This window comes from Hydrogeniiclostridium mannosilyticum (assembly GCF_003268275.1).
Classification (GTDB): domain Bacteria; phylum Bacillota; class Clostridia; order Oscillospirales; family Acutalibacteraceae; genus Hydrogeniiclostridium; species Hydrogeniiclostridium mannosilyticum.
On sequence record NZ_QLYR01000001.1, the window covers coordinates 101,597 to 119,973 of the forward strand.

At 45.2% G+C, this 18,377-nt stretch carries 16 protein-coding genes and 2 pseudogenes; 5 read left to right on the forward strand and 13 right to left on the reverse strand.

Going from position 1 to position 18,377, the window contains the following annotated elements; genetic code table 11:
- Positions 1-96: 96 nt before the first annotated feature.
- Together DPQ25_RS00515 and dhaS are read right to left on the reverse strand one after the other, a co-directional pair.
- On the reverse strand, positions 97-906 hold the full coding sequence (locus DPQ25_RS00515) for a DUF3658 domain-containing protein (protein ID WP_112331226.1): 810 nt from the start codon (positions 904-906) through the stop codon (positions 97-99).
- Between the two features lie 33 nt (positions 907-939).
- The gene (dhaS, locus tag DPQ25_RS00520; RefSeq protein ID WP_242978173.1) at positions 940-1,500 is read right to left on the reverse strand and encodes a dihydroxyacetone kinase transcriptional activator DhaS; all 561 of its coding nucleotides are present in this window, start codon (positions 1,498-1,500) and stop codon (positions 940-942) included.
- Between the two features lie 222 nt (positions 1,501-1,722).
- Between dhaS and DPQ25_RS00525 the strand changes: the two genes are divergently transcribed.
- Positions 1,723-4,338, forward strand: coding sequence for a calcium-translocating P-type ATPase, PMCA-type (locus DPQ25_RS00525; RefSeq protein WP_112331227.1), 2,616 nt, complete (start codon positions 1,723-1,725; stop codon positions 4,336-4,338).
- 111 nt (positions 4,339-4,449) lie between these two features.
- Positions 4,450-4,782: a manganese efflux pump gene (locus tag DPQ25_RS00530; protein ID WP_407928116.1), complete on the forward strand. Its 333-nt coding sequence runs from the start codon at positions 4,450-4,452 to the stop codon at positions 4,780-4,782.
- A gap of 276 nt (positions 4,783-5,058) precedes the next feature.
- On the opposite strand, the gene DPQ25_RS14500 is transcribed toward DPQ25_RS00530, so the two are convergent.
- The 10 genes from DPQ25_RS14500 to DPQ25_RS00575 form a co-directional block, all read right to left on the reverse strand.
- Entirely contained in the window at positions 5,059-5,259 is a 201-nt protein-coding gene (locus DPQ25_RS14500; RefSeq protein WP_146740504.1) for a hypothetical protein, read from the reverse strand.
- A gap of 792 nt (positions 5,260-6,051) precedes the next feature.
- Positions 6,052-6,975, reverse strand: coding sequence for a phosphodiester glycosidase family protein (locus DPQ25_RS00540; protein WP_112331229.1), 924 nt, complete (start codon positions 6,973-6,975; stop codon positions 6,052-6,054).
- A gap of 27 nt (positions 6,976-7,002) precedes the next feature.
- Positions 7,003-8,061 carry a bifunctional glycosyltransferase family 2/GtrA family protein gene (locus tag DPQ25_RS00545; RefSeq protein ID WP_112331230.1) on the reverse strand — a complete coding sequence of 353 codons (1,059 nt, stop codon included), beginning with the start codon at positions 8,059-8,061 and terminating at the stop codon, positions 7,003-7,005.
- A 95-nt stretch (positions 8,062-8,156) separates the two neighbouring features.
- Entirely contained in the window at positions 8,157-9,740 is a 1,584-nt protein-coding gene (locus DPQ25_RS00550; RefSeq protein WP_112331231.1) for a carbohydrate-binding domain-containing protein, read from the reverse strand.
- A gap of 14 nt (positions 9,741-9,754) precedes the next feature.
- Entirely contained in the window at positions 9,755-10,450 is a 696-nt protein-coding gene (locus tag DPQ25_RS00555) for a DUF4956 domain-containing protein (RefSeq protein ID WP_112331232.1), read from the reverse strand.
- Positions 10,440-10,895, reverse strand: coding sequence for a VTC domain-containing protein (locus DPQ25_RS15270; protein WP_407928117.1), 456 nt, complete (start codon positions 10,893-10,895; stop codon positions 10,440-10,442). Before DPQ25_RS15270 ends, DPQ25_RS00555 begins: the two co-directional genes overlap by 11 nt.
- Positions 10,874-11,170, reverse strand: coding sequence for a VTC domain-containing protein (locus DPQ25_RS15275; RefSeq protein ID WP_407928118.1), 297 nt, complete (start codon positions 11,168-11,170; stop codon positions 10,874-10,876). Before DPQ25_RS15275 ends, DPQ25_RS15270 begins: the two co-directional genes overlap by 22 nt.
- A 23-nt stretch (positions 11,171-11,193) precedes the next feature.
- On the reverse strand, positions 11,194-12,150 hold the full coding sequence (locus DPQ25_RS00565; RefSeq protein ID WP_112331233.1) for a S1C family serine protease: 957 nt from the start codon (positions 12,148-12,150) through the stop codon (positions 11,194-11,196).
- Between the two features lie 200 nt (positions 12,151-12,350).
- Positions 12,351-13,559, reverse strand: a complete 1,209-nt coding sequence (locus DPQ25_RS00570; RefSeq protein WP_407928119.1) for a sensor histidine kinase — start codon at positions 13,557-13,559, stop codon at positions 12,351-12,353.
- 35 nt (positions 13,560-13,594) lie between these two features.
- On the reverse strand, positions 13,595-14,269 hold the full coding sequence (locus DPQ25_RS00575; protein WP_112331235.1) for a response regulator transcription factor: 675 nt from the start codon (positions 14,267-14,269) through the stop codon (positions 13,595-13,597).
- A gap of 348 nt (positions 14,270-14,617) precedes the next feature.
- Here DPQ25_RS00575 and DPQ25_RS00580 point away from each other — a divergent pair.
- From DPQ25_RS00580 to DPQ25_RS00600, 3 genes and pseudogenes are all read left to right on the forward strand, one after another.
- Positions 14,618-15,416 (forward strand): annotated as a pseudogene (locus DPQ25_RS00580) (MATE family efflux transporter); the annotation flags it as partial.
- A gap of 704 nt (positions 15,417-16,120) precedes the next feature.
- Positions 16,121-16,702 (forward strand): annotated as a pseudogene (locus DPQ25_RS14960) (AAA family ATPase).
- A gap of 377 nt (positions 16,703-17,079) precedes the next feature.
- The gene (locus tag DPQ25_RS00600; RefSeq protein ID WP_112331991.1) at positions 17,080-17,784 is read left to right on the forward strand and encodes a DUF4368 domain-containing protein; all 705 of its coding nucleotides are present in this window, start codon (positions 17,080-17,082) and stop codon (positions 17,782-17,784) included.
- 100 nt (positions 17,785-17,884) lie between these two features.
- On the opposite strand, the gene DPQ25_RS00605 is transcribed toward DPQ25_RS00600, so the two are convergent.
- Entirely contained in the window at positions 17,885-18,349 is a 465-nt protein-coding gene (locus DPQ25_RS00605) for an LPD11 domain-containing protein (protein WP_112331239.1), read from the reverse strand.
- Positions 18,350-18,377: the final 28 nt, after the last annotated feature.

Below are 18,377 nucleotides of genomic sequence, written 5' to 3' on the forward strand. Positions count from 1 at the left end.
CACCTCGATTTTCACTATACATTAACTTTCCGAAAGTATAAAACCCATTACAACACTTTCGGAAAGTGTCTGCAAAGATGCTATATTGAATTATGCTCATTTTAGAGAGCTTACAGAGGTACTATAAAATCCATTTTTGGTATCACACATTACAGTAAGCTCACCGTTATCAATAAAATTCTGTATTCTTTTTGCGATGAAAATATCACCTGTAAGAACTTTTTGCATGCACAAAACCCTTCCGATAATATTTGCAATTTTACAGGTGTCTTTTGGGAAAACTTCTCGTATTAAATCATCATAGTAGCTTATATCAGCGCTTATTACCATATCGTTCTCAACTACTCGTAATGGCGCATTTTCAGACTTAAGTATTTGCCAACGATTTGATAAATCTTCTATTTCTTGATAATTCAATATTCGTTCTCTGTTTAAGAAACTTTCAAACAATTTTGGTTCAACTTCGTCCCAACCATGATACTCTATTTCACAATGAGCATCTCGCTTTATTTTTTTTGGTAATTCTACTATATGAATTTCGCTGTCACTGTTTTTTAATAAATCAGCAACAAACAGCAGTCCACACTGTGCATCGGGAGTATGATCTATCCAAATTCTTATCTTTTCAGGATTTGCTTTTAACTTTTCTAAATCCTCTATGCTATGCTGCCAGAACTCGTCAAATGAATCGTCCATATCTTCGTGATTGTTATATCGGCTAAATGAAAATATGGAATAAACATACTCTTTACGAGGACAGTCTTGAAAAACAATTGGTGATTTAATATTTCCCTCAGAAAGTCCAAAGGAAATGCCTGCAATATCTTTTCTGCCACCGTCCAAGGAGCCGCTTTGTGCTAATGTTAATGCTATTTTTACAGAATCATTAAAGCAAACTTCCAGCATATTGCACCTCCGATAAACTTAAGAATCATATTCTTACTCTGCAAATTCCCTAAAAATTTTATTTGATGTTCCCAGTAGGCATTTCTTTAGCCGTCCGACAAAATCTTCGGCAGAGATGCAGTTTTTTACAGAGATCCATCTCTTGATGGCGCAGACAAAGGCATCGGAATAAAAATCCACATAAAAGTCAATATGTTCGTCATCTCCGAAAATAATACCCATGTCAGCAGTGATGATCATGGAGACAATGTCCCGGAAGTAATCTGAAAATGAATTCTGACCGTCTATGTTAAAAGTCTTTCGGTAAAAACCCTGATTCTCATAAAAATAGGAGCACAAATCTTCTATCAGATCCCAGCCAATGGTGTATTCTTTTTGTCGGGCTACCAAAATGAATTCGGTATGATAAATCCAGTTCACCAAGTCATACTTATCTTTAAAGTGGTAATAAAAGCTTTTTCGGTTCATCTCGCATTTCTCACAGATATCACCGACACTGATTTTATCAAAGGGCTGGCTTTCCATCAGTCCTTTTAATGCGGAAGCCAATGCCCGCTTTGTTATATTTGAATCCGCCAGAAAGTCCACCTCCACTAAGATAAAATTATAAAAATTATATCACGCAAGCCGCCAAACATCAACAAATAAATTGTAAACTCGCACCGCTTTCTTGGGGACAATTTCGTCCAAGTGTCCCAAAAAGTAACACATTCACCTTGATGGGGAAAAGTGTAACACTCCGCTTTTTTGTCCAATGAAACTTCCTGAAAACCTTGTTACAATACATTCATAGTCAACCTAAAGGAGGAAAACATTTTGTTATTTCACAGCGAAACAAAGGATGCCGTTCTGGGAGAGCTTTCCTCGAACGCGGAAAGCGGCTTAACGGCAGGGCAAGTGTCCGAAAAACTCGCAAAACATGGATACAACAAATTAAGAGAAAAGAAAAAGAAGACCAACCTACAGCGTTTTTTCGATCAGTTCAAAGATGTCATGATTCTGATTTTGATTGCAGCGGCTGTTGTTTCGTTTGTGATCGCCTGTGTGGGTCATGACCCGATGGAGTTCTTTGAGCCGGTACTGATTCTGCTCATCGTTGTTCTCAATGCCGTCATGGGTATGCTGCAGGAGAGCAAAGCGGAAAAGGCGCTGGATGCGCTGAAAAACATGTCTGCCCCTCACGCCCGGGTACTGCGTGACGGAGAGGAAAAAATTATTGATGCATCCGAGCTTGTTCCCGGCGATATCATTCGTCTGGAAGCAGGTGACTTTATCCCTGCGGATGCAAGGCTTCTTCACAGCGTCAGCCTGAAAAGCGAAGAGTCGGCGCTGACTGGCGAATCGGTTCCCTCTGAAAAAGAGGCGGATGAACTGATTGATCAGCAGGCTCCATTGGGAGACCGCAGCAATATGGTATTCTCCGGATGCAGTGTTACCTACGGAACTGCCACCGCTGTTGTCACCGCCACCGGCATGGATACCGAAATGGGTAAAATCGCTAATCTGCTTGAGGGAGAAAGCGAAACGCAGACGCCTTTGCAGAAAAAGCTGGCGCAGCTCGGCAAATACCTCGGTATTGTAGCGCTGGCCGCCTGTGTGATTATCTTTATTGTCGGTCTTGTTTCCGGCATCCCCGTTCTGGAAATCTTTATGACAGCGGTTTCGCTGGCTGTTTCGGCCATCCCGGAGGGATTACCCGCTATCGTCACTATCGTTCTTTCCATCGGCGTACAGCGAATGGTAAAGAAAAACGCCCTGATTCGCCGTCTGCCTGCGGTGGAAACGTTGGGAAGTGCTTCGGTTATCTGTTCGGATAAAACCGGAACCCTGACGCAGAACCGGATGACATTGGTAAAAGCCTATTTAGACGGCAAAACAACCTTGGAAGATATCGGCACGCAAAATTCGGAAGAAGTAAAGAAACTTCTGCGTTACGGTACTCTCTGCTGCGATGGTTCAGTGGTATTCCACGGCACAGAAGAACAGCATATCGGTGATCCTACCGAAACGGCGATTGTTCTTGCCGCACATAAAAACGGGATGCCCAAGGATGACCTTGGGAAGAAATATCCCCGACTGGCCGAGCTTCCCTTCGACTCCGACCGCAAGCTGATGTCTACCGTTAACCAAATCGACGGCAAAAAGATTGTCATTGTGAAGGGCGCTTTCGATATGATGGCGGAACGTTGTATTGCCGGTGATATCGAGGCGGCGAAACGGATGAACGAAAAGATGAGCAAAGACGCTCTGCGTGTGCTTGCCATCGGATACAAGGAAATCGACGCCATCCCCGAAATGCTCACCTCGGATAACTTGGAAAATGGCTTGACGCTGATGGGACTTGTCGGAATGATCGATCCGCCCCGCCCCGAAGCAAAAGCTGCTGTGGCAACCTGCCGCAAAGCCGGTATCAAACCGATTATGATTACCGGCGACCATGTTGTAACTGCTTCTGCAATCGCCAAAGAGCTTGGTATTATGCAGCTGGATGACCGGGCAATTACCGGCGCTGAGCTGGATGCTATGACCGATACCGAACTGGATAACCAGGTGGAACACATTTCGGTTTATGCCCGTGTTTCGCCGGAGAATAAAATCCGCATTGTCAAGGCATGGCAGCGAAAAGGCCAGGTTGTTTCCATGACCGGTGACGGCGTCAATGATGCACCTGCCCTGAAAGCCGCCGATATCGGCTGCGCAATGGGTATCACCGGCACCGATGTGGCAAAGGGGGCGGCGGATATGACCCTCACCGATGACAACTTCGCCACCATTGTCGATGCTGTCAAAGAAGGACGCGGCATTTATGCTAACATCAAAAAGGTGGTCGGCTTCCTGCTCGGAACCAACATTGGCGAAGTCATCACCGTCTTTGTCGCTATGTTGCTCTGGCATAAGTCCCCGCTTTTATCCATGCAGCTTCTCTGGATCAACTTGGTTACCGACAGCCTGCCCGCTATTGCACTCGGCATGGAGGCCGTAGAACCGGACATTATGGATCGGAAACCGAAGCCGAAAAACGAAGGCATCTTCGCACATGGTCTTGGGCTCCGTGTGGTTTTGCAGGGAATTATGTTTGCTGTCCTTACCCTGATTGGCTTCAAGGTTGGTGAAAATTTCACTGGTACTCTTGCCGGCGGTCAGACGATGGCTTTCATGGTGCTGTCCTTGTCCCAGGTCATTCAGGCGTTCAATATGCGTTCTGATCACTCCCTGTTCAAAATCGGTGTATTCTCAAACCATAAGCTGAACTGGGCTTGCCTTGCTTCCATATTGTTGGTTGCTCTTGTCCTGTTCACCCCTGTGGGCATTGCATTCGGGCTTGTCATTCTGCCCTGGCAGATGTATCTGCTTGGCCTTGGACTTATATTCGTGCCTGTGCTTCTTATGGAACTCTCCAAAGCCTGCGGCCTCATTAAGCACCAGCATTAAGTTTATCAGAACATGGCAGTTGAAATGTGGTAGCGTTTGAATCAAGAGGACTGTCGAGAGAAATTCGACAGTCCTCTTTTGAGGAAGATATGCCGAAGGCTACTCTCAAAAATGGATTGTGGGTTGGACTTTGGTTCGGCGTCTTTCAGGGCTTATAACGCTTATTTTTTAGGCATAAGCGTTAAGGATTATATTACCACCTTTGATCACTGGATTGCTTTTGGCCTGTTGTTTCTCGGCGGAAAAATGATAAAAGAGGCGCTGTCGCATGATGAGATACCGTCCGATACTTCTCTGTCATGCAAAAATATGCTGCTTTTTGCCATTGTAACAAGCATTGATGCAATGGCGGTAGGCGTTCTTTCGCATTTCTTAATGTACAGATTGTTCTTGCTGTTTGCTTTATCGGCCTCGTTACTTTTGCACTTTCGGCTGTTGGAGTGAAAATCTGAAGTGCATTTGGAGCAAAGTTCAAATCTAAGGCAGAACTGATAGGCGGGACTATTCTGATTTTATATTGCAGCGTTACATTTTATGAATTAGCATTTCTGTCTTTTTTCTCTGTTGGTATCTCTCTTGAAGTCCACCGAATGGACAGAACTCCCCCTCTTGTGAGTCATATAGTATTTTTAGGTAAATATTGATTTTATGATATATCAGACATCAATCTACCAAATCGGAAGATACAATAAAACTATCATCAAAATTGGTTGTTTGTATTTACGGAACATCAGATGACAATTCATGCGCGGTACTTTCTGTATTAGGGGATGAAACTTCAGAAAAAACAGAGGAGGAAGATGAGGTGACAGATTCATTTTTGTTCTGGATGTCATCCTGCAAAACTGTATTTTCGGAGGCAACAGTGCTGCTGACAGTTGGTTCAGTTGTCGCCGGCTGTTCGGGCTTACCTTCCGGCAAAACATTACCTTATAGCCGGAAGGATGACTGTTTGAGCTCTCTTCTGATAATTCAGATATTGTCTCCTGCGGTTTCAGACGCTTCATCGGCGCTTTCGTATTTTCTGCTTTTTTCCCGATTTCGGCGCGGTTTCTTTTATCGCTGCGTGTTCCGCTTTACAGCATCATGCACATTGGAAAGTGCAGATCCCACATCTGTTGGGAATCCACGCTGTTCCAATTTTCGAATCATGCTCTCTGGCTACTTGATTCTGGACTTGCAGTACAGAATCGGCTACACCTCATCTGGATATCCCCGTGCAGGATATTGGCGCACCAGTTCCAGAAGATGTGCTTTTATTTGTTTTAAAAGAGACAGGCTGTCTCCATAGTATTCTTCATAAGTCAATGCGGTTTTCTCCATTTCATAATACCAGTTCAGTTTTTTCTGTTGCCGGCGGCATAAAGGATTAGCCCCAGAAGAAGAAATCCCACTCCAAGTATCCAATAAACCAAAACAAGCCGATTCGTGGTTCCGTAAATCTCCAAAGCCCCTTCAAACAGGCTTCCTATTGTCAGGGGCGCTATGCCGGAATGGTAGAGATTTTGGGACGCTCTGCCTGGCACAGGTGTTCTGCAAAAAGCTATCCCGAAAAAAGGGAGCGCTCCGCAAACCAAAGGAAATACAAATGCATACAGCATAAAATAGGAATACACTTCATGGCTGAAAATCTCATAGACTGCGCCGAACAATACGCAGAACAGGGAAATGAACAGATATACAAAACCTGTCTTAGCCATATTTTTCATCCGGTCAGTATCCAATGTAGACAATGTCGCTCACGCTCCTTTCCTTGATGCTTCGCCCGTTGGTTGTCGGGTTGTTGATGACCTCTCCGTTGAAATACATGGTAGAGGAACCCCCACCATCCAGATTGTAGGCAGTCGTAACACCCAACTCTTTCATAAATTCCGCCAACTGAAGCAAGGTCAGGCCAGCACTCTCATCCGTTCTTCCATCGGAAACCACAAACACATAATGGAGATCGTCTATGATGCCAATGGCGGTTCGGGGATTACTTGTTTTCGCTTTTCCTACCTCATCATCTTCCGAAACAACCACCGTACCATCTTCCACTAAAGCCGGGCCAAACGATAGAATCTGCTGCGCACCGTCTTCAAGAAGTTCTTCCGCAGTAACATCCGTTTCGTTGATTATGGAGAAGCTCCCGTCATCATAAATTACAAGATCCTCCTGTCCGGAAGCCGCTGTATTCCGGTAGAGCACTCCGTTGCGGAGAACATATCCGTCTTCCTGCGCACCATAATAATCGCCGTTAATGGCAAGAATCGCACCTGCGCTTTCCGCGATCTCGGAAGTCTTTTCCGCCACATTACGACCGTAAGCGTTTTGTGCAAACGCAGTTTGCAAATATTCCGAAGAAGACAGTACGATATCCGCGACATAAATGGATGTGTCACATTCCCGGTACTCCGTAAGCGTGATCTGGGTATTCTCATCGCTGTAGGAAGTTTCCGACACCACGGTTTCCGTACCGGAATCTGATTTGCCGTCCTGTTCCGTATCTGTTGTGGCAGTGCTGCCCGTTCCGCGATCTGTTTCAGATACCACTGTATATACCCGTGAAATCACAAAGGTATCCATGGCGAGATAGACTGTAAACGCAATGAGACAAACGCTGTACAGAACCGCCCACCAGTGTCGTCGTATAAACATGGGATTTCACCTCTATTCATTGATCCTTTAAGATTTTTTCGCATTCTTTCCCGCCCGAAAGATCACTTTCCGCTGTACCAGCCAGCTCATCAGGAAGAAAAGCAGCTCTGTGATAAGTTTCGCCGCATACCGGTTTACTCCCAAATAGTCCGCGAGGACGCTCAGGACAACGGTATTGCCAATCAGGATCCCGGCTGCCAATGCAGCATACTGGACAGCGGAGCGGACAACATGCGCCTTGCTCCGAAACACCATCTTGCGGTTAATGGTATAGTTAATGCTTGCGCTCACAATCCTGGCGCCGATATTTGTTATCAGAATGCTCGGGGCATTCCCCAGACCGGATGTACAGAGCGTAAGGGCGCTGTACAATCCATAATCCACCAAAAAGCTAATCAGGGAAGCCGCTGAAAATTTCAGGATCTCTTTATATACACGCCAGGAATCCTTCACAGTGTCAAAATGTGAGGAGGCGTTTCCGTCGATATAAATCGTTTCGATTTCCTCCTCCAGAATCGGAATACCGATGCGGGAACAGGTCAGCAGCACGTTCATTTCGTACTCGTACCGCTCCCCGGGAATGCTAAGAAACTGCGGGATCAGTCTGGCGGAAAATGCCCGAAGACCGGTTTGCGTATCCCATACCCTCTGACCGGTGGAAATCCGATAGACGAATCTGGTAACTGTATTTCCAAACCGGCTTCTGACAGGAACATGTTCCCGAAGTTTTCTGCTTCCCAACACAAGGGTATCCGGATGATTCTGGACAGCCTGACAGATTTTTGGGGCGTCCACCGCACGGTGCTGCCCGTCAGCATCCATTGTCACAATGATGCAGTCTGCAGGGAAATGATCCTGAATATAAGACAACCCTGTTTTAATTGCCTGTCCTTTGCCCATATTCTGCTCATGGTGCAGTACCGCTCCAAACCAGGCTGCAGATGCAAAGATTTCAAGGAAAGACTTATCGCTGCCGTCATCGACAACAACAAGCTGAAAGCCTTTGCTTTTTGCCTCCTGCAAAAGCAAAAGCAATTGATCTGTCGGTTGATAAGCCGGAATCAAGGCGATCCGCAGAGATTTCATTTGTTTGAACCTCCCTTCGTTTGTTGTTTATCGCTAAGGAAAAGACTACTCCTGTCCAGAACGCTTATCCGGGCAGGAGTTCTCATTAAGGATCCTCAGCGGCCCGGCCTCATGCCGCCTTGTCCGCCCATACCGCCGCCCATCTGACCGGGATTGTTTTCCGAGCCGTCGTTGGTGGTGACGTCGCCGCCGTTATTGGTATAGGTGCCGTCACAATCCAGAGCGGTGTTTCCACTTCCATTACAGGTGAGATCTAAGGTACCGCCGTTAATGGTCAAAGCTCCGTTGGAATCGATACAGTCGCCGGTAGAGACAATGACAAAGTTTCCTCCGTTAATGGTAATATAGCTGTCAGACGAAGAAGCAAACTGTTCCTGACCGGGACGTCCTCCGCCAAATCCGGAGCTGTCTGTGCCACCGCCGGCATTGATACCGTCATCTACGGAAGTAATATCAAAAGTGCCGTCATCAATGGTAACCGACAGCCCTTCAATTCCTTCGTAGCAGTAAGCTATGGTAAAATCACCATTCTGAATCGTAACGGCAGCATCTGAATGAATGGCATCATCTCCGGTTCTCAGTTCAAATTTGCCGCCCGAAACTAGGATATCACTGTTGGAATGGATAGAATCATCGACCGTATCGGTCGTAAAAGTTCCCCCTGTGATCGTGATTGTTCCATCAGCCTTGATGCCTTTCTGGCTAACCGAGTCTTCCTCTGTTGTAGTTGTTGTTTGATCTTGGAATCCTCCTCGCTGTCCAAACTCCATGGTATCTGTGGTCATCGTAACACTGGCGCTGCCTTCGCCTGTTGTAATGGTAAAGGAGCCATCCTCAATCTGCAGGTATGCACTTGCACTTATGCCGTCACCATCCGCCGTAATCGTAAAGGTACCGCCCGCAATGTACAGGAATCCCAGGCTGGTATCATCGGTGTTTTCCGCCTGAATACCGTCTTTTCCGGATGTGATTGTGTAAGTTCCATTGGCGATCCTCACACTATCTTTGCCGGAAAGTCCATGGCTTGCCGCTGTAATGTTATAAGTGCCGCTGGTAAGAACCAAGTCATCTTTAGAAACAATGCCGTGGCCTGCTGCCGCGTTAATGGTCAGGGTTCCTGCGCCGTTCAGCGTCAGGTCGGATTTGGAGAAAATAACCGCGTCGATGTTGTTATCATCGATCGCCACATACTCCCCGCCGTTTGCCAAAGTATTTTCCGAATCGGAAGCCGTGGTGATAAATACCTTATCCGCCTCCAGCACATAAATGGCCGCCGATGTAGAACTGGTGATTTCCACGTTATCCAGCACCAGCTGGATTTTATCTGTATCTTCGGCATTCACTATGATCATGCCGTCATTGAGTGTCCCAGAAAGGATGTAGGTTCCTTCATCTGTAATGGTAACTGTACTGTCAGAAATCTGTACCGCGTCAGAGTCACAGGATGCACTGTTCCCGGACAATGTAATCCGGGCGCTGGTTTCCTCATCATAACCGATCTCCATATCCCTGTCGGTAAACATCTCCGATGAACTTACCGTTGATACGGATTCTGCTGTTTCCGTCTGGCTTGTTTCGGATGAACTGCTTTTAGATGCCTCTGAATTTCCTGTGGAAGTACATGCAGAAAAGCAAAGAAGAATCACAAGAAGCAGCGACAGGATTGCTGTTTTTTTCATATTGGACACCTCCCTTATAATTCAGCGATTGCCGTCTCCTGATTGGAAATGGTAATCTCCAGATTCCCGTTGCGGCAGCGGAGCTTGTCGATCATTTCTTTCTCCTTGCCGCCATTGTTTAATTTCAAGTTATAGGTAAGCCGGAACAGGCTTCCCATGTTGGTGGTCTTAACCGTGGTAAGCTCATATTCTGAAGTGTATTTTTTCAGAATCGGGTCAAACACGTCCGAATAATCCAAGTCTTCCGGGATCGTGATATGCAGGGTTTTATACCGGTTGTTCTGCTTTCGGGAACCAAAGTCCAGCCGGCTGTAAAGGGCGCTGAAAAAGCCGAGAACAACAGCGCAAAGGAATGCGTAACCCAGATAGCCCATTCCTACAATAAGACCTGTACCCATGGCCAGGAAGATCGCACCAATCTCTTTTGCGGAACCGGGCACGGATCGGAAGCGTACCAGGCTGAACGCCCCAGCTACCGCGACGCCGGTGCCCACATTTCCGTTGACCATCATAATTACCACACAGACCACCGCCGGAAGCAGGGCGAGCGTTGCTACAAAGCTTTTGGTATATCGGGTCCGGTACATATAAAACCCGGCTAAAATCAAACCAATGATTAAAGCACTGCCCACACAGAGCAAAAAATCCGATGGTGTGATGACGCTTGTCATATCCGTGTCAAAAATTCCTTTAAAAATATCAGCAAACATGTAAAATCCTCCTTTGATCTTCTGAGTTGGATTTTGCAATCAAATCCAGATAGGCCAACCCGTATTTGGAAAACGATGTTTTAAAAACCCTGAGACGGCTCAGCTCATGGCTCATCCAGAGAGGAACTCCTCCTGCTGTTTTGATTTCCATCAGGGTTTCTCCTTTATCCAACAGCGGCATCCCATACGCCTCGCTTCCCAATGAAAGATCGTATGTCCGGTAAAGAATGTTCTCATCGAATGTTACACGGAAGTCACTGTCATCCAATGCATAGAACGCCTCCCGCTCGTATGACAGAAACACCGTTGGACGCAGGCTTTCATAATAGGAGCGGAAATACTCGATTTCCTCTGCAATCTGGGAGTGGACCGGAAGGGGGGACCCGTTCTCAAAACTGTCTTTTGCCTGTGTATCCGGCAGAGTCAGCCGGCGCTTATAGACCACAGATTTGTATTTTTTTTCAGTTCTACAAACACCGGATCTTCCGGCGCCACTGCCTGATAGCTGCGGATACGAAGCTTTTCCTTATACACCGGTTTTTCAAGGGAACGCCGGATCAGCCGATAGGTATCCGTATCATAGTAGATGTTTCGGATCGTGGTACGCCCGTACTGGTCAAGATTCATATATGGCTGCATTGCTTGTAAAACAGCCTGTTTTTGCTGCTGCGTCAGCAGGTATTTGATTTCATATCGCTTAAAAGTTGCCTTATATGCCATTGCCGTTCTCCTTCCGTTTATGTTTACTCATTCATAAGGAAGCTAATTAGTTCCAGAACCTGCGAGGCGGGAATTGCATAGCCCATCCCTTCCACATCCGTGGACGATACTTTGGCAGTATTGATTCCAACCAGTTCACCGTTCATATTGAAGAGGGCTCCGCCGCTGTTGCCGGGATTGATCGCTGCGTCTGTCTGGATATAGGTAGCGGAACCAGTATCTGTGCTAACGGCTCGATCCAAAGCACTGACGATGCCTGTGGTCACCGACTGCCCATATCCCAGGGCGTTTCCGATGGCTACTACCTGTTCGCCTACGATCAATTCATCTGAATCACCAACGGAAACAACAGAGATCTGAGAAAGTGTATCCGATGACAAATCATTCATGGAGACCTTCAATAGCGCAATATCCATTGTTTCATCATAGCCGCACAACTGTGCTTCATAGGTCTGATCATCCACAAAGGTGACGGAAAGCGTTATTGCTCCTTCCACCACATGATAGTTGGTAACCATATAAAGCGCTGAATCACTGGAATAGATAATCACACCTGATCCGCAGCTTGTGGTTTCCTGCAGTTGTGTTTGTCTCCGGCCACTTCTGCCAAACTGGTTAAAAAAGCTCTGAACCTCCTGCACGGAGATATTGGTTACCGCGACTACAGAGGAAAGTCTCTGTGCTGCAACATCACTCACATTCAGCGACTGGCTGTTTGTCTGAGATGTATAAGATAGCTTAGAAAGGAAAGAGGTACCGCTATCCTGACTTTCTGCTGTTGTTGTACTGCAAAGTAATGCGTTTACTCCGTAAAAGCTTCCGCCTGCCAGCCCTCCGAAGATTATGGCACTCAAAACAAATGCAACTGCTTTTCTCAACAAGTCACCTTTTCTTTGTTTTCTCTTTGCCGAAATTGGGGATGCGGATTGATTAAATTCAGACACTTGATTTGTGAATCTGTTATTTTGTTCGTTATACATAACTTAACGCTCCTTTCAAACATTCACCCGTTTTGCACGAAATATCTTCTTGTTATGAGCTAAGTATAATGTCCGGTGCTTAACTGAACTTAAAACAGAAACTTAACTCAACTTAAAATTATTTCCGGTATACTGTATTAAAAGAGCGCTATTCTTCGATGAATAGCGCTCTTTTATGTTGATTCAATATTTATTTTCAATCAATTCACAGGAAGTGAAACTATAATTTGCAAGGATTTTTCGTCCAGCGTAGTTGCCCAGATTTTACCTCTATGTGCTGCAACAATAGCAGAAGCGATGGGAAGTCCGAGCCCATATCCTCCTGTCTTTGAATTTCTCGACGGATCGGCTCGATAAAATCGATCAAAATAATGCGGCAGGTTTTCTTTCGAGATATAATTCGCCGTATTGAACACACTCAGTTGGATAGAATTATTCTGTTTTTCCAAAGTAAGCTCAATCCTGCCTCCGTCATCGGAATACTTGACGGCATTATCCATCAGGATCGTGACCAGCTGACGGATTGCTTTTTCATCTCCGTTCATGGAAAGCATAGGCTGAATTCTGCCGGAAAGATTTTTGTTTTGCGTTTTTGCCAGTGCCTGAAACGTCTCTACCGTTTCCTCCACCACATCTGAAAGCGGAAACTCAATTTTCTCTACCTGCGGCTGTTCTTCCATCCGGGAAAGTTGAATGAGGCTGTTTGTCAGTTGTGCCAACCGTTTAGTCTGAACCTGAATATCGCTCAGCCATTCATTTTTCCCCATATCCATTTCCAGCACTTCCGCGTCAGCATCAATGATGGTGAGCGGCGTTTTCAGTTCATGTCCCGCATCTGTAATAAACTGCTTCTGCTTTTCATAATTCTCAGAGAAAGGTTTGACGATCCGCCCGGAAAAGAAAATCAGCAAGAGCATCACGGCAAGCAAGCCAACCAAAGAAACACCGGCTCCCGTAAACAGGAAGGTTCTGAACGAACTCATTTCCCGTCCATAATCCAGAAAAATCACATGCATCTCATTGTCAGCGGTATATACAGTATAACGATAATCCTTTACAAAACCTTGTTCGTCCCCGCTTTTAATAACCGACTGCGCATACTCAATGGCTGTAGATGTGTCAACTGCTGCTATTTTCCCGGTATTGACGGATATAACGGTTCCATCCGCCAAAAGAAACACGGAAAAATATCTGGACTCATAAGGCAGTTCCGCAGAAAAACGATGCTCCTCTCTTGGCGGGATATCTGAAAAAACAGTATCGTTTTTCGGATGATCATTCATCGGGAAGCTCCCGTCATTCTCCTGGAGAATACTTAAAATGCTGTCAGCGTCCGCTAAAATTTTTTTGTAATTAAGGATTCCCACAGCTCCAAAAATAATCGTTAGAACCAACAGCAGCGATAACATGGAAGCAAGGATCAATTTTATCCGAAGTTTCCGTATCATTCTGTTTCCTCCAGTCTGTATCCGGAATTCCGAATAGCCTTAATCTGGATATTTGCATGAAGTGCTGCCAGTTTTTTTCGCAAATAAGAAATATATACCCAGACCACATTAATTTCCGCTTCACTGTCGTATCCCCATATTTTTTCCATAAATCGCTCTGAGGAAATCAAATGTTTCGGATTGCTCATCAGCATTTCCATCATCTGAAATTCTTTGTTTGCCAGCTGGTAGGTTCCTGATGTGGTAGACAGTTCATAAGTCGCGCGGTCCAACTTTACATTGCCGACCTGCAGCTCTGAATTTGCCTGAGTTGTTTGGGTTCGGGTCATGGCGCGGATGCGTGCTAACAATTCCCGGGAATTAAAAGGTTTTGTCAAATAATCGTTTGCACCGGCGTCAAGCCCTAAAACTTTATCATCCACCTCAGACTTTGCCGTCAACAGTAGCACTGGAATCAGGTTGCCTTTTTTTCGAATCTCTTTCAACACTGTAATCCCATCCACCTTGGGCATCATGATGTCAAGAATTACGCCGTCATAATTGTCTACCTCCAGATACTCCAAGGCTTCCTGTCCATTATAAGCTACATCTACAGAATAATTATTTCTTTCTAATATAGCTGTAAGCGCCTTTGACAACGCCTGTTCATCTTCTGCCAGCAAAAGTCTCATATTATATACTCCTCTTTATTACAATTATTTGAAGAAAAAATCGGCTTTTATAAAGTAATTATATCATAAATGCTGAAGTTTAAATAGAAATAAAATCACAATCAAAAATTCGACGATTTTTAAGTAAAACCATTTGAAATTTTAAAAAATTTCCTATATAATATAAATACAGTGTGTGGCGTATCCGCAGAAATCCAACTGCAGGTGCGCCACATGCTTTTTATAAAGCCATGCGTGAGTCTTAAAAATAATTATGGCTATAATTTTATTGAAAATCGTGCAACGGTAATGCGTAAGTCCGGATTTGGGCTTGCGCATTTTTTATTTTATGAAAGAAGGGTGATTTCAATGGATACTGCAAATCAATTCTTGGGAACGGAACGTATTGGAAAACTAATGCAGAAATATTCTGCTCCTTGCATCATTTCGTTGCTGGTCGGCGCTCTATACAATAGATCTTCATTGCAAACGCAGACTACCTTAGTTCCTATGGCAATGCTGCTAATACAGTGGCATTCCCATTGATTGTAGTGGCTTTGGCAATCGCAGTTCTTGTGGGCGATGGATGCTGTGCATTCGTAAGCATCGGTCTGGGCAGAAAAGAAATGTTCAAAGCAAAGCGCAATGTGGGGAACGCTGTAGTTCTCTCTGTAGCAAACAGCTTCGTTCTGACCGCAATCTATCTTATTTTTGCTGACTCGATTATTGCAATGTTTGGCGGTACGGTCAATGCGGGCACATTTCGATATTTGCAAGAATATTTCTTCTATATCTCTCTGGGGATTCCGTTTTATATGTTCGGGCAGGCAATGAACCCGATCATCCGGGCGGATGGGAATCCTGGATTTGCTATGATTTCCACGCTGATTGGCGCAATTATTAATATTATCCTCGACCCAATCTTTATTTTCTGTTTCCGATGGGGCATGATGGGGGCTGCAGTTGCTACAGTCTTGGGACGGATTGCCACAGCCGTACTTTCCGTATGGTACCTTCTGCATATGAGGACATCAAACCCGGACACGGCGATTATAAAGTGCAGGGAAATATTTGCGGCAGAATGTTGACTCTTGGAATTACCAGCTTCCTTTCCCAGGTTAGCCTTGTCGCAGCTATAGCCGCCATCAACAATATGCTTCGCCAGTATCTGAACTCATTCTTTCAATTCTATCTGGACTTTTTCGATGTTTTATGGCATCAATTTGTGTTTCCAAACGCAGAAAAAAGGTTAAAAATTATGCAAGGCAACAGGAAGAAAATCGGAGCAAGAATATCCTTGCTCCCGAAGAAAAAGGAAAGCTTGTCAACACCGGCAAAAAGTTCAAGTACATCGCTGAAGAATAAAAACAGAATACTGCAGAAAAATTGACTAAGTGTAAATACTCAGTCAGCTTTTTATGTCAAATTAAATAGTATGCCCATATTAGAAAAGAAATATGCAAAGGCCTTGGCGAATATTTGTTCTTTATGGTATACTTTATTTGGATGTAGATGTTGTCTGAATCCACACAATTGAATAACCGCCAAAGCACATATTTATTGATTTTTCGCAGCCGGGTTCCGGTCTGCATCCACGGTTTAGTTTTGCTGAAGCCGTTACATACATAGGCGAATGCCAAACGAGAGGAACTCCTCCCGCTGTATTCGTTTGCGTATGTAACGGCTTTTTGTTTTGTCTATCAAATGAATACTCGCACTTTTTTCTGACAGAGCGTACATGAAATTTAGGAAGGAGCTGATGCGCATATGATTGTTCTGCAATCGGAGTCAAATGAAAACCAAAACTCAGGAAAGGAAAACAGGATGAAAAAAGAAAAAATCAAAACAATAGACGGATAAATCCTGCTGGATATGCAGCTACCGCAGATTCGGTTTGTGGTGGACAGTCTGTTACCGCAAGGATTGCACATTCTTGCCGGAGCCGCTAAAACCGGAAAATCGTGGCTGCTGCTTCTGCTCTCTCTGCGGGTAGCGCAGGGCAAGCCGTTCTGGAATTTACAAACAGAAAGAGGAACAGTGCTGTTACTGTGTTTGGAGGACAGCCTCAACTGTATCCAGCAACGGTTGATGGATCTGACTGAGGAGGCACCGGACAACCTCCACTTCGCAACTCTGTCAAAATCTTGATCGGACGGACTGTGTGAGCAGATCGAAGAATTTATCACAGAGCATCCCGACACCAATCTCGTTATCATTGATACCCTGCAGAAAATTCGTGAGCACAGCGGAGAGTCCAATCTGTATGCGACCGACTACAAAAACATCGGATTGTTAAAAGCACTTGCGGATAAATACCGTATTGCCGTTGTAGTCGTACAGCATTTGAGAAAACAGTTAGATAGCGATCCGCACAATATGATGACAGGCTCGACCGAGCTACTTGGCGCAGCGGACGGAAGTTATGTTCAAGGACTACCCGACCCAGCAGAATAAAAACGATTGTGGGCGATTTCCGAGCCGAACATGGCAAAGACATTCCCTCGGCAAAAACTGCATGAATTCGGTCGGCAGATAATGCGAGGTTGCAGGTACGGTTTGAGTGTGTCTATTTAATTGCAGGAGAAAGCAGCGGGGTTGAAACCCCTCGCTGCGGTTCACATCGGACGGCAATGCCGACCGATGAACAGCGTGGTTACGGTGTTTTCCGGAGGTTTTCACATTCACTGAAATTCGGGGTTGTAGGTGCACCTGTTTTGAACTTTGGCATCAAAAACAGGGCTGCTAAAATGAGAAAAGCCCTAAACAAAGGCATTTTAAACAATAAAATACGGCGTTACCGTTTGGTGTAACGCCGGAAAGGAGTAAAAAATATGGATTCGGAATACAAGCAGAGAATCAGCCTGTATCTGGACAAAGAAACGGTAGAGAAAATAGATGAAGCAATCAAAAAATACGGTTATCGTTCCCGCAATGATTTTGTTTCCTCTGCCGTAGATAACCTGATTGCGGACAAACTGCTGGGTGAAAACGATACGGTCATCAGTGAAAAGCTGTCAAGAACAATCGCGGAGACGAGCGAAACGCAGACCTTGCAGATCGCGAAAAATATGTTCCGCTACGCTGTGGAAATGGAACTCATTATGCGGATGTTCAAGGTACAGATTGAAAAGCGGATCAAGGAGCTTGACAACATCATTCGGTGCCTGTATGAGGACAGAGTATGCGGTCGGTTAACACCGGAACGATACGATATCATGGCTAACGGGTATGAGCAAGAGCAACCAGAACTGCGGCAGAAGCTGACTTCCATTACCGAACGCATTAGTGAAATGGATATGCGTGAAAGATGCATACGGAAATTTATGGATAAGGCAAAATCTTATGTTGAGATACCAAAACTGACACCCGAGCTGCTGCGGGTATTTATCCGCAGGATTGAGGTGTACGAAAAACCCGAAAAGTATTCCCGTACTTGCGGAAACCCAATCGTGATCCACTATGCGTTTCAACTGCCCGAACAAAACGGTATGCCCGCCTTAGAAAATGTGATGCGTCCCATACAACAGACTGCCTAAAAAGCAGTAACCGGAAGGCAAAATGCCTTCCGGTTACTTACCGCTCACCTATTTTCCGTTAAGAACATCACGGAAACTGCTCGCTGGGTGTTTTTCACTCTTATTCGTTTATTGCTTCCGTATCTTTGCACATCTGTTTTTCATACGCAAGGATCTGCTCCCACGTCAGCCATTCCGGTTTCTCCTCCTCTGAGAAAGCAAGCCAAAGCTTTTTCATTTCTTCTATTTGCTGTCTTTCATCTTTGTGTGCCAAAACTCCGGCATATCTCCCGCCGTATGTTAAATAATAGTCGCAGTCCGTCCGCAGCCGGTCCAGCATCATATACTGAAAGCTCTTGTCGGATTTCATCTGCGGCACAACGATGACAAACTCTCTGTCAATCGGGCACTCCGGTTCTCCGTCGGCATCGTTGTTGCTGGACTTGTAAAGCGCCGGTTTCCCTTCTCCAAGGTTGATATCCTTCCATAAACATCCGAATTGATCCTTATATACAGGACACGACCAAAAATCCTCGCCGATAAAGGTCAGTTCCAGTTTATCCTTCTTATCTGCGTGCGTATGCATAATTGTCCGCTTCCTTTCAAACGATTTT